At 35.2% G+C, this 15,205-nt stretch carries 13 protein-coding genes; 7 read left to right on the forward strand and 6 right to left on the reverse strand.

Translation table 11 applies throughout. The annotated features are described in order from the left end of the window. Nucleotides 1–132 precede the first annotated feature (132 nt). The 3 genes from AC3E9W_RS15665 (at nucleotide 133) to AC3E9W_RS15675 (ending at nucleotide 3,176) form a co-directional block, all read left to right on the forward strand. Entirely contained in the window at nucleotides 133–1,638 is a 1,506-nt protein-coding gene (locus tag AC3E9W_RS15665; protein ID WP_488769069.1) for an aldehyde dehydrogenase family protein, read from the forward strand. A gap of 62 nt (nucleotides 1,639–1,700) precedes the next feature. After that, entirely contained in the window at nucleotides 1,701–2,735 is a 1,035-nt protein-coding gene (gene adhP, locus AC3E9W_RS15670) for an alcohol dehydrogenase AdhP (RefSeq protein WP_456892996.1), read from the forward strand. Nucleotides 2,736–2,804: 69 nt separating this feature from the next. Next, nucleotides 2,805–3,176: a DUF779 domain-containing protein gene (locus AC3E9W_RS15675; RefSeq protein ID WP_488769070.1), complete on the forward strand. Its 372-nt coding sequence runs from the start codon at nucleotides 2,805–2,807 to the stop codon at nucleotides 3,174–3,176. Between the two features lie 99 nt (nucleotides 3,177–3,275). Here the strand turns inward: AC3E9W_RS15675 and AC3E9W_RS15680 are convergent, their stop codons facing one another. From AC3E9W_RS15680 to AC3E9W_RS15705, 6 genes are all read right to left on the reverse strand, one after another. Next, entirely contained in the window at nucleotides 3,276–4,199 is a 924-nt protein-coding gene (locus AC3E9W_RS15680) for an AraC family transcriptional regulator (RefSeq protein ID WP_488769071.1), read from the reverse strand. A 176-nt stretch (nucleotides 4,200–4,375) separates the two neighbouring features. Then, nucleotides 4,376–5,368, reverse strand: coding sequence for a hypothetical protein (locus AC3E9W_RS15685; protein ID WP_488769072.1), 993 nt, complete (start codon nucleotides 5,366–5,368; stop codon nucleotides 4,376–4,378). A gap of 181 nt (nucleotides 5,369–5,549) precedes the next feature. Next, a complete protein-coding gene (locus tag AC3E9W_RS15690; RefSeq protein WP_306155281.1) occupies nucleotides 5,550–6,413 on the reverse strand; it encodes a bestrophin family protein in 864 nt (287 codons plus the stop codon). 26 nt (nucleotides 6,414–6,439) lie between these two features. Continuing rightward, nucleotides 6,440–7,750 (reverse strand): TolC family protein, encoded by a 1,311-nt coding sequence (locus AC3E9W_RS15695; protein WP_306155280.1) that lies wholly within the window; start codon nucleotides 7,748–7,750, stop codon nucleotides 6,440–6,442. Nucleotides 7,751–7,787: 37 nt separating this feature from the next. Further along, on the reverse strand, nucleotides 7,788–10,886 hold the full coding sequence (locus AC3E9W_RS15700) for an efflux RND transporter permease subunit (protein WP_306155278.1): 3,099 nt from the start codon (nucleotides 10,884–10,886) through the stop codon (nucleotides 7,788–7,790). A 91-nt stretch (nucleotides 10,887–10,977) separates the two neighbouring features. After that, nucleotides 10,978–12,036 carry an efflux RND transporter periplasmic adaptor subunit gene (locus AC3E9W_RS15705; RefSeq protein WP_306155276.1) on the reverse strand — a complete coding sequence of 353 codons (1,059 nt, stop codon included), beginning with the start codon at nucleotides 12,034–12,036 and terminating at the stop codon, nucleotides 10,978–10,980. Nucleotides 12,037–12,501: 465 nt separating this feature from the next. Here AC3E9W_RS15705 and AC3E9W_RS15710 point away from each other — a divergent pair, with 465 nt between their 5' ends. The 4 genes from AC3E9W_RS15710 to AC3E9W_RS15725 all read left to right on the forward strand — a co-directional run bounded on the left by AC3E9W_RS15710 (nucleotide 12,502) and on the right by AC3E9W_RS15725 (nucleotide 15,125). Further along, nucleotides 12,502–13,101 carry a TlpA family protein disulfide reductase gene (locus AC3E9W_RS15710; RefSeq protein WP_488769073.1) on the forward strand — a complete coding sequence of 200 codons (600 nt, stop codon included), beginning with the start codon at nucleotides 12,502–12,504 and terminating at the stop codon, nucleotides 13,099–13,101. Nucleotides 13,102–13,132: 31 nt separating this feature from the next. After that, nucleotides 13,133–13,987 (forward strand): hypothetical protein, encoded by an 855-nt coding sequence (locus AC3E9W_RS15715; RefSeq protein WP_488769074.1) that lies wholly within the window; start codon nucleotides 13,133–13,135, stop codon nucleotides 13,985–13,987. 123 nt (nucleotides 13,988–14,110) lie between these two features. Then, the gene (locus AC3E9W_RS15720) at nucleotides 14,111–14,455 is read left to right on the forward strand and encodes a hypothetical protein (protein WP_456892988.1); all 345 of its coding nucleotides are present in this window, start codon (nucleotides 14,111–14,113) and stop codon (nucleotides 14,453–14,455) included. Nucleotides 14,456–14,519: 64 nt separating this feature from the next. Further along, nucleotides 14,520–15,125 carry a PAS domain-containing protein gene (locus AC3E9W_RS15725; RefSeq protein ID WP_306155269.1) on the forward strand — a complete coding sequence of 202 codons (606 nt, stop codon included), beginning with the start codon at nucleotides 14,520–14,522 and terminating at the stop codon, nucleotides 15,123–15,125. Nucleotides 15,126–15,205 lie beyond the last annotated feature (80 nt).

The raw sequence follows: 15,205 nt of genomic DNA on the forward strand, positions 1-15,205 counted from the left end.
ATTTTAGCGAATGAATAGTGTAAATGACTAAAAAAACGGATTGTGTAATTTTTGTGCTACAAGATGAATGAAAAGTGCTATTCTGTTTCTTTTTATGAAACTAAATTTGGAGTAAATCAAAAAAAGAATATTATGAGTACCTCAGTAAAAAGACCTGAATTTAAGGCAAAGTATGATAATTATATTGGCGGAAAATTTACTCCACCAATTTCAGGAGAATACTTTGACGTGCTTTCTCCAATAGACGGAAAAGTATTTACAAAAGCAGCGCATTCTGGAAAAGCAGATTTAGAATTGGCTGTAGATAAAGCCTATGAAGCGTTTAAGACTTGGGGAAAAACTTCTGCAACCGAAAGAAGTATTTTATTAAATAAGATTGCACAAAGAATTGAAGACAATCTAGAATATATCGCGGCAGTCGAAACGGTAGACAACGGAAAACCAATTCGTGAAACGCTAGCTGCAGATATTCCGCTGGCAATTGACCATTTTAGATATTTTGCAGGTGTAATTCGTGCAGAAGAAAGTTCGATTGCTGAACTGGATTCTCAAACCGTTTCTATCGCTTTAAGCGAACCATTAGGTGTTGTAGCGCAAATTATTCCGTGGAATTTCCCGATTTTAATGGCAGTTTGGAAAATCGCTCCAGCTCTTGCAGCAGGAAATACAATCGTTTTAAAACCAGCGGAAAGCACGCCAGTTTCTATTATGGTTTTAATGGAAGTAATAGGAGATATTCTTCCTCCGGGAGTTTTAAATATTGTAAACGGTTTTGGTGCCGAATTAGGCCGTCCGTTAGTAACCAATAAAAAAGTATCAAAAGCGGCATTTACGGGTTCTACCACTACAGGACGTTTGGTAATGCAGTACGCAACAGAAAACATTATTCCGGTAACTTTAGAATTAGGAGGTAAATCTCCAAATATTTTCTTCCCTTCTGTAGCAGATCATGATGATGATTTCTTTGATAAAGCGGTGGAAGGTGCGGTTTTATTTGCTTTAAATCAAGGTGAAATCTGTACTTGTCCTTCCAGATTATTAATTCACGAAGACATTTACGACAAGTTTATCAAAAAAGTAATCGAAAGAACAGAAGCTATTGTAGCTGGAAATCCGCTGGATAAATCGACTATGATTGGTGCGCAAACTTCGATTGTTCAGAAAGAAAAAATTATGTCTTACATCAAATTAGGAAAAGAAGAAGGCGCAGAGTTGCTAACAGGAGGTGATGAAAATAAACTCGGAGGAGATTTAGCTGAAGGTTATTATATCAAACCGACTTTGTTTAAAGGGCATAACAAAATGAGAATCTTTCAGGAAGAGATTTTCGGACCTGTATTGGCGGTTACTACTTTCAAAACTACTGAGGAAGCAATCGAAATTGCCAACGATACCATGTACGGACTAGGAGCGGGGGTTTGGACAAGAGACGCGCACGAAATTTATCAGGTTCCGAGAGCAATTCAGTCTGGCCGTGTTTGGATTAATCAATATCATTCTTATCCTGCTGGTGCTCCGTTTGGCGGTTACAAACAATCTGGAATTGGCCGTGAAAACCATAAAATGATGTTGAGCCAATACCGCCAAACCAAAAATATGCTGATTTCTTATGACAAAAAGAAATTAGGATTCTTTTAAAGAATATAAACTTGAGAATGGAAAATTCGATAGGTTTTCTATTCTCTTAAAACTATAGAATTATGCTTCCAAAAACAATGAAAGCTGCGGTCGTTCGAGAATTCGGATCTCTTTTGAAAATTGAAGAGGTCGAAGTAAAACGTCCAGGCAGAAACGAAATTCTTGTAAAAGTAATTGCAAGCGGAGTGTGTCATACCGATTTACATGCTGTAGAAGGCGATTGGCCGGTTAAACCTAAAATGCCTTTAATTCCGGGACACGAAGCTGTTGGCTATGTTGTCGCAGTTGGGCAGGATGTGAAAAACGTAAAAGAAGGAGATGCTGTCGGCGTGCCTTGGCTTTATAGCGCTTGCGGTGGCTGTGATCATTGCATTACGGGTTGGGAAACTTTATGCGAAAGCCAGCAGAATGGCGGTTACAGCGTAGACGGCGGATTTGCAGAATATGTAATTGCAGATGCCAGATATGTTGGAATTTTGCCTTCTAATGTCAATTTTATTGAAATGGCTCCTATTTTATGCGCTGGAGTTACGGTTTACAAAGGATTGAAAGAAACGGAAGTGAAACCTGGAGAATGGGTCGCAATTTCTGGAATCGGTGGTTTAGGGCACGTTGCTGTGCAATATGCAAAAGCTATGGGAATGAATGTTGCAGCAATTGATATTGGAGATGATAAATTGGATTTGGCAAAAAAATTAGGTGCCGATTTGGTGGTTAATGCAAAGAATCAAAATCCTGGAGAATTCTTAAAGAAAGAAGTCGGTGGAATGCATGGGGCATTGGTTACCGCAGTTTCTCCAATAGCTTTCAAACAAGGGCTTGAAACATTGAGAAGAAAAGGTACAATGGCATTAAACGGACTTCCTCCAGGTAATTTTGATTTGTCTATTTTTGATACTGTTTTAAATAGAATTACCATAAGAGGTTCTATTGTTGGAACCAGAAAAGACATGAAAGAAGCAATCGAATTTGCAGTTGATGGAAAAGTCAAAGCCACAGTAACCACTTCAAAATTAGAAGATGTCAATACTGTTTTCGATAAAATGAAAAAAGGTGAAATAGAAGGAAGGATTGTGCTCGACATAGCACAGTCTTAAATAGTTGGTTATGTTTCGAAGCAGTAAATTCTTAATTGATATTTACTGCTTTTTTTAATTTTAAAAGTTATGATAAAACGAATTGACGCTGCAGAAAAAGCAATAGAATTGATTAAAATTCTCAAAGAAAAACACGGTGATCTGATGTTTTACCAAGCAGGAGGATGCTGCGAAGGTACGCAACCGCAATGTTTTGAAAAAGGAGGTTATTACCAACGCACTGGCGACGTTTGCATAGGCGTTGTCGAAGACACCGAATTTTGGGTAGACAAAGATTTATTTGAATACTGGAAACACGCCCATTTTACCTTAACGGTAATTGATGCCTTTGGAGTAGGCGGTTTTTCATTAGAAACACCTTTAAAGAAAACATTTCAAATTGAGTACAGAATTTTTACTCCAGAAGAAGAAAAGAATTTAGAACCTGTCACTTTTTTTTAAGGTTCAAAGAGACAGAGTTGCAAAGGTGCAGAGGTCTAAGCTTGATCCCTAAAAAAAACTTTGCCACTTTGTCACTTTGTATCTTTGTCACAAAAAAAATCAACAAACGTAAAGCAACTGATACTGCTTCGGCGTTATCCCTTCATATTTCTTAAACAATCGAATAAAATAATTCGCATCTTCAAAACCCGCTAAATAACAAACTTCATTAATTTGAAGTGTTGGATTTTTCAAGAGATTTTTGGCACATTTTATTTTTTCATTCAAAATATATTCAATCGGACTCATACCGAGTTCGCGCTTAAAGAAACGGTAGAAAGAAGTAGTGCTCATACAAGCTTTTTCGCTCAACATTTTTAAGCTCATGTTTTCTTTCAAATTCTGTTTGATATATTCTGTAACTTCTTTAATTGGATTATTGTCTTCAAGAAATTTTCCTTGATCTAGAGATTTTACAGTTTGCGTCTGAATAATTCTAATCAGCAATTCTTTTAAAGTCAGATCGGCAAAAATATCTTTGGTAATCGAAGTGCTCATACATTCTTTTATGAGTTTATTGATTGTCGCTGCCATTTCAACATTATTGTAAAAGAAATAATTCTGATAGTTCAGCTGCCAGTACATATTAGTTCCTTCTTTCGGATATTGCTCGTTTAAAAAGTTTAAGATTTCAGCAATTTTATCTTGGTCAATTGCCAACGCCAGACATTGCGTCGGATTATTTTTGGATGCTTCAGGAAAATCAATTTTCATTTCCACATTCGAAGGCACAATAACTGTTTCACCAGGAAGATAAACGAATTCTGGATCATCAAAAAGGTGCATGATTTTTTTGCCTCTCAGCATACTGGTTACCACCAAATCATTAAACTTCAACGGAACTTTATTGGTCGACTCGTAGGTTTCAAACAGATTCAATTCGCAATGGTTTAAATTGTAAATAGTTCTGTTTTCTACAAGAGTTTTTAATGATTTTTCTTGCGATAATTGGAGCGGATTGACTAAAAATCGTTGATTATTCATTAAATTTAATTTTTGGTGAAGACTTTAAATTTAATAAAAATATATGTAATATCTAGATATTTAAGCCTTTTTTATGCTTTGTGTAAGAATAGATTAAGTTATAAAAGCTTGAAAGCTTTCAATAAAAAAAGAGAGAATTTTGGCTCTCTCTTTTTTCATTTCTGTTTTCATTTCAATTATTCTGTGGTGCATACTGAAGCATGAACGATGAGCCAGAAATTTCCATCTCCACTATAGCTTAAATTATAGCTATCTGTGGTAGCATTGTTTAAAGTGTGCTGATTGCCAAACTGGCCAGGAGCGGCTGTTTCTGGTCTCTCATCTGACAAGTAAACATGAGTTTCTGTAAATACAGTTCCAGGATGAGTAGCATTTATAGTAACTTGAACATTACTTCCTTGAATAACAACTGTTACAGTTCCAGCCAAATATCCATTATTGATATTATTCTGTCCAGCTCCTGCGTATAAATTGTAAGTATAAGTTCCATCAACTGCATTATCGTAATACGTAGCCCAGCCCCATTTTTCGGAGATTTCTAATCCGTTGAAAGTGTAATTTCCAAACATATATGCAGTATCGCATGTTGTAACTGGAGGCGGAGGCGTGTCGCACGTTCTTAAGCAGTAGTTAAAATACGTCGCCCAGTTTTTGCCAGGAAAATTGACATCACCAGCCCAGCCGGTTTCTGTTCTGATAACGGTTCCGTTTACAATATTTTTCATGCTAGAATGTGCCGCAATAAACAAACATCTGTTAGCATCTAACGTTATAGACGAAAGCGGAATTGTAAAAGTGTAGCTCTGAACTAAAGGGTTAAAAGATTTTTTATAAGGAAATTGCCCAGGAATTGGATTTCCATTTTTTGCGGGTATATTGGCATAAGGACCTACATATAAATGAAGTTCACTAAAATACCAGTCTTGAATTGCAGTGTAGGTTACGTAAAGATTTGTAGCGTCATTTTCAATTAAAACTTTTCCAGCATTGGTAAACTGTCCAGCCATAATGTTAATTGATATTGGATCGCATTCTGAATAAGTTCCTTTTGCGGTGGCAGTAGAACTATCCAATTGTTTGGCCTCAGTTTGAATGTCAGTACTCACAGGCTCGTCGGTACAATTGACAGTCAGAAAAGCGAAAACTACAAGTGTAATAATTTTTTTCATCGTAATAAGTAGTTAAAAATTAGTAACAAAGAAAAAATCAAATGCAGCTTTAAATGAGGGAAATTTAAATTGCTGTTACAAATTTTATTACTTATTTATCAGATTTCAAAAAATAGTCGTCTAACGAATGATTTTACCGCTAAATTGTTTATTTTTTAATTTTCAGAACCTTTTTTTGAATTTATATCAATTCTTCAATATGTTTTTTGATATTTTCTGATATTTTTTTGGTAGGAAGATCGTTTTCATCATTTCCGAACGGGTCTTCAATTTCTTCGGCAATAAGTTCTAAACTTGCCAAAACATAAAATATAAAAACTACCACAGGCGCAACTAGATAGCCTAGACTTACAGAATATCCAAACGGAAGCGTCATGGTGTAAAAGAAGATGAATTTCTTTATAAAAGCGCTGTAAGAGTAGGGAATAGGAGTGTTCTTAATACGCTCGCACGCTCCGCAAATGTCTGTAAAAGCAACTAATTCGTCATTTAGCGTAATTAGCTGCTCTCCAGATATTTTTTTCGCATCATACAAATCATTGATTTTATGATACATTATTTTTTTTAATTGATTAGGCTTGTGTTTGTGCTGATCGATTTCGAGTTCAACATCTTCAAACAGCATTTTTCCTGTGTCTTCATCTTTCAAATGCTGATGAAGTATTTCTGCATACATCGGAATGTATTTTCTAAAAAACTTTTTGTCGTTTTCGTCTTTTAAAATTGCTGAAAGTTTGATAGCCAGATTACGGCTGTTATTCACCAGTCCGCCCCAAAGTTTACGACCTTCCCACCATCTGTCATAAGCCGTATTGGTTCTAAAAACCAGCAAAAGCGAAATTACAAATCCGAGCATTCCATGCATAATTGGAATGTTGTGGATATAATCGTTTTTGGTTACTTTAAAATAATGAAGTTCGAGATAACAGACGGCTGTGGCATAAATTCCAATTGCAATCATAATCGTAAACAGTTTTCGAACCGTATCAGATTTATGGAAATGAAAAATAAAAGCAAACCAGTCTTTGGTGTTGTACGAAATCATTTAAGTGGATTTTGAAACAAATTTACTTAAAAATTGATATTTCCAGCTAATTCTTTTAAGGCAATTTCAGATAATTTTGCTTCGTATTGCGCGTTGCTGTAACGTACTTTGGCATTGACATAATTCAGCTGAGCGGTTCTAAAATCAAGCGTTGTAATCGTTCCGATTCTAAATTTATCCAATGTAATGTCTAAATTTTGTTTGGCAATGGCTTCATTATCCTGTTCCAAATCAATTAATTCTAAATTGGTTAAATACGTTTGAAAGGCAGTACTCAACTGTGTGCTCAAAACTGTATTTTGCTGTTCTATGGCAAGCGTAGAATTTTCAATCTGAAGTTTCGCTACTTTTTCATTACGATGCTGGTTGAAACCGTCAAAAATATTCATAGAAGCATTAAAACCATAGTTTAAACCTCTAGAAGATGTTTCGCTGGTAAAACCCAAACTCGACTGACTTTCATTAAAATTATAACCTGTAGTTAATCGTAGTGTAGGGTAGCGGTCTGCTTTTACCTGTTTGAGCTGTAATTCGGCTATACGTTTGTTAATGATTTGTGCTTCTAAAGCCGGATTTTGTTTTTGCGCCAAATCCATTAAATCGGCTAAAACTAATTTATTGTCTACCACAACTTCATCGGTAACCTTAAAATCAATTTTAGGATCGCGTGCCAAATGCTGGTTCAATAAGATTTTGCCATTAGCGTAAGCTTCTTTTTGTCTTAGCAAAGCAACCTGATCGGAATTTAAGTCAACCTGTGCATTTAAAACTTCCAATTTTGAAGCTTTTCCAATGCTGAAACGGTTTTTAGCCAAAGTCAGTCGCTGATTCGAAATTACAATTGTAGTGTCCAACGCCGCTAATTGCTGCTGCATCTGCACTAAATCATAATATGCCGAATTTACCTGAGCAATTTTAACTAAAATAGTTCTTTTCAATTCTGCATCGCCCAATTTCTGAAGTTCTTTTAGCTGATCCAGTCTGGCAAACATTTTCATTCCGTCAAAAACTGTCCATCCTAAACTCACACCATAACTTAAACTGTTGTTTTTAGCATTATCCAGCGATGTGCTTGTCCCGTCCTGACGTGTCTGAGACGAATTCATAATGCTATTATTGTCGGTAACATTGGCCGTTGCTGTTGGCAGCATTCCAGCGTTTCCAATCGTTACGTTGGTTTCGCTTATTTTGGAATTATTTTTAGCAATTTTAATTTCAAAATTATTCTCCAGCGCTATAGTCATAGCCTGTTCAATAGTAAGAACTTCCTGCGCCTTGGTCTGAACCATGCAAAAGAACAGGATAATTGCTGTACAGTATATTTTTTTGATATTCATATTCTTTTTCTTTAACCAAAAATATATTTATTGGTTTCTATTTAATGCTTTCTCTTTCGTATTCGTCAATATGGTCAAACTCAGGATAATGTTTTCTGGCTTTCGACCACATTAAATAAATGGCAGGAATTACAAAAAGCGTTAAAGCCAATGAGAAAATAGTTCCGCCCACAATTACTACCCCCATACCAATTCTACTTGTAGACGCAGCACCAAGCGACATTGCAATTGGAAGCGCTCCTAATGCAATGGCTAAACTCGTCATTAAAATTGGACGTAAACGTGCTTCTGAAGCCTCTAAAATAGCTTCTAGTTTTGGTTTGCCCTGTTCTCGCAACTGATTGGCAAATTCTACAATCAAAATACCGTTTTTGGTTACCAGACCAATCAACATTACCGTACCAATCTGGCTGAAAATATTCCAAGTTTGGTTGAATAGCCACAAAGAGAATAAAGCTCCCGCAACCGCCATTGGAACCGTTAAAATGATAATAAACGGATCGATAAAACTTTCAAACTGCGCAGCTAAGATCAAGAAGATAAGCAATAAAGCTAATCCGAAGGCGAAAGAAGTATTCGAGCTACTTTCTACGAAATCTCGAGATTCTCCAGCTAAATCGGTTGTGAAACTTTCGTCCAAAACTTTTGCTTTAATTCTGTCCATTTCCTGAATACCGTCACTAATACTTTTTCCAGGTGCCAGACCAGCCGAAACTGTTGCTGACATATAACGGTTATTATGAAACAATTGCGGTGGATTACTTTGTTCGTAAACCTTAACCACGTTATCCATCTGAATCAATTCGCCATTTCTGTTTTTTACAAACATCGAAGTCAAATCCAAAGGTTTAGATCTGTCTTTCTGGTCAAATTGTCCAATTACCTGATATTGTTTTCCATTTCTAATAAAATACCCAAAACGCTGTCCGCTTAAAGAAAGCTGCAAAGTTTGTGCGATATCAATGATTGAAATTCCTAAACTTTCTGCTTTTTCGCGGTCAATTGTAACGTTGATTTCAGGTTTATTAAATTTCAAGTTTACGTCTGTTGTAGAAAATACATCGCTTTTTCCAACTTCATTCATAAACAAAGGAATTTTTTCTCTCAATTTATCAAAATTTGGAGCCTGAATAATGTATTGTATCGGCAAACCACCACGTCTGTTTACGGCAATTGTAGGCTGCTGTATTACAGAGGTTTTAGCATCTGGATATTTTTTCGTCCATTTGGTTAATTTGTCGGCGATATCTTTTTGAGAAGCTTCTCTTTCATCTGGTTCTTTCAAAGAAAGCCTTATAAAACCGGTATTTGTTGCCGAAGCTCCAAAACCAGGTGCCGTAATAACCAAACTCACCTTTTTTTCAGGAATAGAATCATCAACCAATTGTGAAATTTCCTGCATAAAACGATCTGTGTATTCGTATGAAGAACCCTCAGGAGTTGTCATACGCATGGTTACAGAACTTCTATCGTCATAAGGTGCTGTTTCTTTTGGAAGAATAGTGAAAAACAAATAAATCAATCCAAAACAAGCAATAAGAATAGGGAAGCTGATCCATTTTCTATCCATAAATTTCGAAAGCGCTTCAGCATAACTGCTGTTCATTTTTTCAAAAAACGGTTCTGTTTTAATATAGAATTTAGATTTTTTCTGTTCTCCGCCTTTCATTAAATAAGCATTCAGCATTGGCGTTAAAGTCAGCGAAACAAATGCTGAAATTAATACTGCGGCACCAATTACAACTCCAAATTCCCTAAATAATCGTCCAACGAAACCTTCCAAGAAAATTACAGGCAAGAATACAGCCGCCAAGGTTACCGAAATCGAAATTACGGCATAAAAAATCTCGTTAGAACCTTTAATTGCGGCCTCAATTGGCGACATTCCTTCTTCCACTTTTTTGAAGATATTTTCCGTTACCACAATACCGTCATCTACCACAAGTCCGGTTGCCAGTACAATCGCTAATAACGTTAATACGTTGATAGAGAATCCAAACAACCACATAATGAAAAATGTAGCAATCAAGGAAACGGGAATATCAATTAAAGGTCGGAAAGCAATCGCCCAATCTCTAAAGAATAAATAGATGATAATAATTACCAGAATTACCGAAATCCCCAAGGTTTCAGCAACTTCAAGAACCGATTTCTTTACGAAAATCGTATTGTCAAGCGCAATATTTAGTTTAATATCTTTTGGAAGATCCTTTTTTAAAGCTTCGTATTTTTTATAAAATTCAGCTGAAATATCCAAGTAATTGGCTCCAGGCATTGGCACAATCGCCAAACCAATCATTGGCAAACCAGACTGGCTCAATTTGGTTTCGATGTTTTCTGGACCTAATTCTGCGCCTCCAACATCGCTTAAACGAACAATTTTATCTCCGTCTGTACGAATAATGATATTATTGAATTCTTCTGCTTTAGAAAGATTTCCGATTGTTTTTACGGTAAGTTCGGTGTTGTTTCCAGTCAATTTTCCTGATGGAAGTTCAACATTTTGAGCGTTTAACGCTGCACGCACATCAGCAACCGTACAGCCGTATGCAGTCAGTTTTACAGGATCGATCCATAAACGCATGGCGTAACGTTTTTGTCCCCAAATCTGTACGCCACTCACGCCAGGAATAGTTTCTAGACGTTGCGAAATAACATTTTCTGCGTAATCACTTAATTCTAAAGAACTTCTAGAATCACTTTGTACCGTCATCGAAATAATCGCATCACTGTCGGCATCTGCTTTTGATACAACCGGCGGAGCATCAATATCTTGCGGTAGATTTCGAATGGCTTGCGAAACTTTGTCACGAACATCGTTTGCCGCTTCTTCTAAATCTTTGTCCAGATTAAATTCTATGGTAATATTACTGCTTCCTTGATTACTTGAAGAAGTGATATTTCTAATTCCGTCAATTGCATTTACAGCTTTTTCAAGAGGTTCTGTAATTTGCGATTCAATAATGTCGGCGTTTGCACCCGTATAGTTGGTGCGGATAGAAACCTGCGCAGGGTCGATAGAAGGGAACTCTCTGACTCCTAAAAAAGTGTAACCAATAAAACCGAATAATATAATTAATAGATTCAGTACTATTGTTAAAACAGGTCTTTTTATACTTGTAGTTGATAAACTCATAATTATTATTTTAGTCCCGATAACTATCGGGATAGATTGTTGACTTTAGATTTCAGAGGTTAATCTGAAATTTAAAATCTAAAATCTACAATTATTTTACTTTAACTTTTATTGGCGCTTCGTCTTTTAATGACATTACACCGCTTGTGATTAAAGTGTCTCCAGGTTTTAATCCTGCTAAAATTAAAATTGAAGAATCTGTTCTTGTTGTTGCATCAACCATTACTTCTTTTGCCTGGCCTTTGTTAGCAATAAATACCTTTTTACCGTCTTGAATTGGTACAATTGCCTGAGAAGGAACCACGATTGCATCTTTAATAATATTTAAAGGCAATTTGATGTCTGCGAAAGTTCCAGGGAAAAGTTTTCCGTCGTTATTATCTGCAAGAGCACGAATTTGAAGTGTACGCGTCGCAACGGCAACTTCTGGTTCTATTGCATAAATTTTGGCATTATAAGTTTTGTCTGAACCAGAAACTTTAAAATCGATTACAGATCCAGATCGCACTTCAGCAGCATATTTTTCTGGAATTGAAAAAGTGATTTTTAATTTACTTGTATTAACCAATTTTGCTACTAAAACAGTTGGGGTAATATAAGTTCCTGGAGAGATAGAACGCAAACCGATTTTTCCTGAAAAAGGCGCTCTCACAGAAGTTTTAGAAATTTGTGCTCTTATTAATTGTGTTTGTGCTTGTGCAGAAGCGTGGTCGGCTTTGGCAACGTCTGCTTCTTCTTGGCTGATGGCTTCTTTTTGCAGCAATAATTTTGCTCTTCTTTCGTTTTCAGCAGCCAATCCTTCTCTGGTTTGAGCCTGTCTTAATTGTGCTTTTAGTTCAATATCGTTTACTTTAAGAAGCACTTGACCTTTTGTAACATTGCTGCCTTCGCTAAAAAATATTCCTTCAACAATTCCTGAAACCTCACTATGAATTTCTACTTGTTCGTTTGCCTCAATAGATCCTGATAATGCTAAATTATTGTCAAAAGTGGCAGTTTTTATTACGACTCCATTAACAGTTGTTGGAGATTTTTTGTCATTGAACTTTTTAGAATCTTCATTTTTACCTTTATTAGAAATAATTCTGTAGGTAATAAAGCCTCCAATTGTAACAATTAAAAGGGTGTAAATGAGGTGTTTTACTTTCATAAAATTGAGGTGAATATATATTTTGGGTTTCTGTTTTTAGTAAGCTTACAAATTTAACTTTTTGATGCGAAATCGAAAGGCGTTAGCTTTTATTTAACATTTGTATGTACAAAGGTTTGCATTTAGACTGCAAGCAGGCAAAAAGGTTTAATGAAAGGTTAATTTTTTTTGATTTAAACTGTTAAACTGATCAAAAAGAATGGTGTATTAGAGTGGACTTTTCCTAGGATTGAATATTTTTTTTGCAATTTGTCTGATTTTTTTTGCAGTTTATCGATTTTATTTGTAACATTGATATGTTAAACAAAATGGTGAAAATTTTTAGTGCTAGTCTTTATTTATAATGTTTTAGTGTTAAAATATGTTAAGAGAAGTTGTTTTTTTGGGTTTTTTACAAAATTTTACAGAGAGTTATATTAACAATTGTTTATTCTTTTTGTTGTTTGAATAATAAAAAAATGATTTATGAAGAAAAAATTACTTCTCAGTTTATGGTTTACATTTTTACTTACAGCAATTGGCTATTTATTTTGGCAAAATGAATTTCAATACAGTCTCCCGACTCCAGTGCCAAAGAATTATAAAGCCATTGCAATGGGATCCAAGATCGAACTTGGTCCGTGCTGTGCATTTGACAATAAACCCATTTTTATACATTTTTTTAACCCCGAATGTCCCTGTTCGCGGTTCAATGTGCCACATGTAAGCGGTTTAATTAAAAAATACGGAGATCAGATCAATTTTAAAATTGTTGTGTTAAACAAAGAGAAAAATTTTACGATTGATGAAATACAGCAAAAGTTTGACGCCAAAATCCCTGTTTATTTTGATGAAGCAATGGCTAAAAAATGCGGTGTTTTCTCGACTCCACAAGCAGTTTTGCTAGATCAGACGCACAATTTATATTACAGAGGCAATTACAATAAAACCAGATATTGTACAGATGCAGAAAGCAATTACGCCCAAATGGCGATTGATTCTCTTCTAAGCAGAAAAAATAATCCGTCTTTTAATGCTTTGGCTCTAAAAGCTTACGGATGCTCTTTACCAAAATGTACCAAATAACTATTTCCAAAAACCTAAATCTAATTGACCTATGAAAACAAAAGCTAGCTTAAACGAACAAGATTATCTGCACAGTTTTATGTCTACTATGACACAAAAATCAGATACGATTATTAATTATGTACTTGCAGTATATTTTCTTCTCGGTATCGGACTTTCTTTTAAATACGATACTTTCGAAATTGGTGTCGGCGTTGGAACGTTGAATCTTTTGCTATATTATTCGGCTAAGTTTTTCATGAAAAACTCCAAATTTTACCAATACGTTTTATCTGTTGTTCTGGCTATTTTTATGGCACAGTATATTTATCAGATGCATGGTATGTTCGAAATGCACTTTACAGTATTCATCGCCAGCACAATTTTGATTATTTATCAAAACTGGAAACTTCAAATTCCATCGACTTTATTGGTTGTGCTTCACCACGCAGGACTGGCTTATCTGCAAAACTTTATATACAATGATGCCAACGGACTTCAGGTGTATTTTTCGCAAGTCAATTTTGATTTGGAAACTTTGATCATTCATACCGTTTTGGCTGCTGTCGTATTTTTTATGAATGGCTATTGGGCATATTATTTTAAAGAACACAGTGAAAATCATATTTCAAAAATCTCAGATGAATATGAATTAGAAAATATGAAACTGGCTTCTGCAAAATACAGCTCTATGTCGGCTACAAAAGATTACAATGATTTTATTCATAGAACTACTTTAGATTTAAAACTGCCTGTAAATTCTGTTTTAAAACTGATTGATGTTTCAAAAGGGCATACAGACAACGATAAATTGCTGACCTATCTTGAAATGATGAGAGAAAGCGCGAAGAAAATTGATGATTTAGTGAATGATATTCATGTGAAATCGACATCAAATAGAAATTAAAATTCCAAATTTTAAATTCCAAATCCCAATTGTCATCCTGAGCGAAGTCGAAGGGCCAAATTGCGATTGAAACCCAAACAAATATCCTCAAATAAAAACCAATATTAATTTTAAAACCCCATTATGTTTAAGTATGATTTGCCAACTGCAGTACCTACGCTGCATAATCTAAAGAAAATTATCGATGACTTTTTGAATGAAAGCATCACATTAAATTCAATTGAAAAAATTGGCGCTCAATCTGAATTTGAGATCGAGTTGAGAGAAATTTTCAAAGGCTATAGAAATAATGCTAATGTTTACGATCTTGATTTTCAATACAAAAAACTAGTTCAGATTATGAACGATATACGTCATCGCAATCTTGCTGTTAACAATCAGATTCCGGAATGGCTGGAAAATGAATTGGAAACGGTTTTTCGTAAAATCAGAAATATTCTGCTTGTTTTAGAAATCGAGTCAAATTGAAAATAGTTTAAGGATTCATTTTAAGTACTTAATTGAATTGTAAATTAATTTAAATGTAAAATTTATGGATACCAGATTACACCGTCCAACACCTTCTGACAGAGAAGTAGACTGGAATAAGAATAAAGTGCTGCTGAGTAAAACCGATAAAAAAGGAACCATATTATATGCCAATGAAGACTTTATAGATGTTTCTGGTTATGATGAATTTGAACTTGTGGGTCAGCCTCACAATATCATTCGCCATCCAGATATGCCAAAGGTTATTTTTAAATTCTTATGGGACAGTATTAAATCTAGCGAAAACATTCATGTTATTATAAAAAACATGGCCAAAACCGGGCGCTATTACTGGGTTGTAACCGATTTTAAAATTATCGCAGACGCCGATGGTGAGATTGTGGGTTTCTTTGGCACTAGAAAATCGGTTCCAAATGAGATTATTGTGAAGTTTATTGAGCCTTTGTACAAAAAACTTTTACAGATTGAAGAAACCAGCGGCATGCACGCGTCTGAAGAATATCTGGTAGGTTTTCTGGAAGAAAGAAAGAAAACGTATATGGAATATATCGACCACTTAATCGCAACTGGAAAAGACGATAAAAACAAAGTCAATAAAGGTTTGTTTAGCGGTCTTTTTGAAAAGAAAAACGATCCAAAAAAGAAATAGCTAACTAAAATACTTCATTGTGTCTAATAAAAATATTCGCCCCCTTTGAATTTGACCCCCAACAAATCTAAAATCACCAG

The sequence above is a fragment of the Flavobacterium sp. 38 genome, from assembly GCF_057799715.1.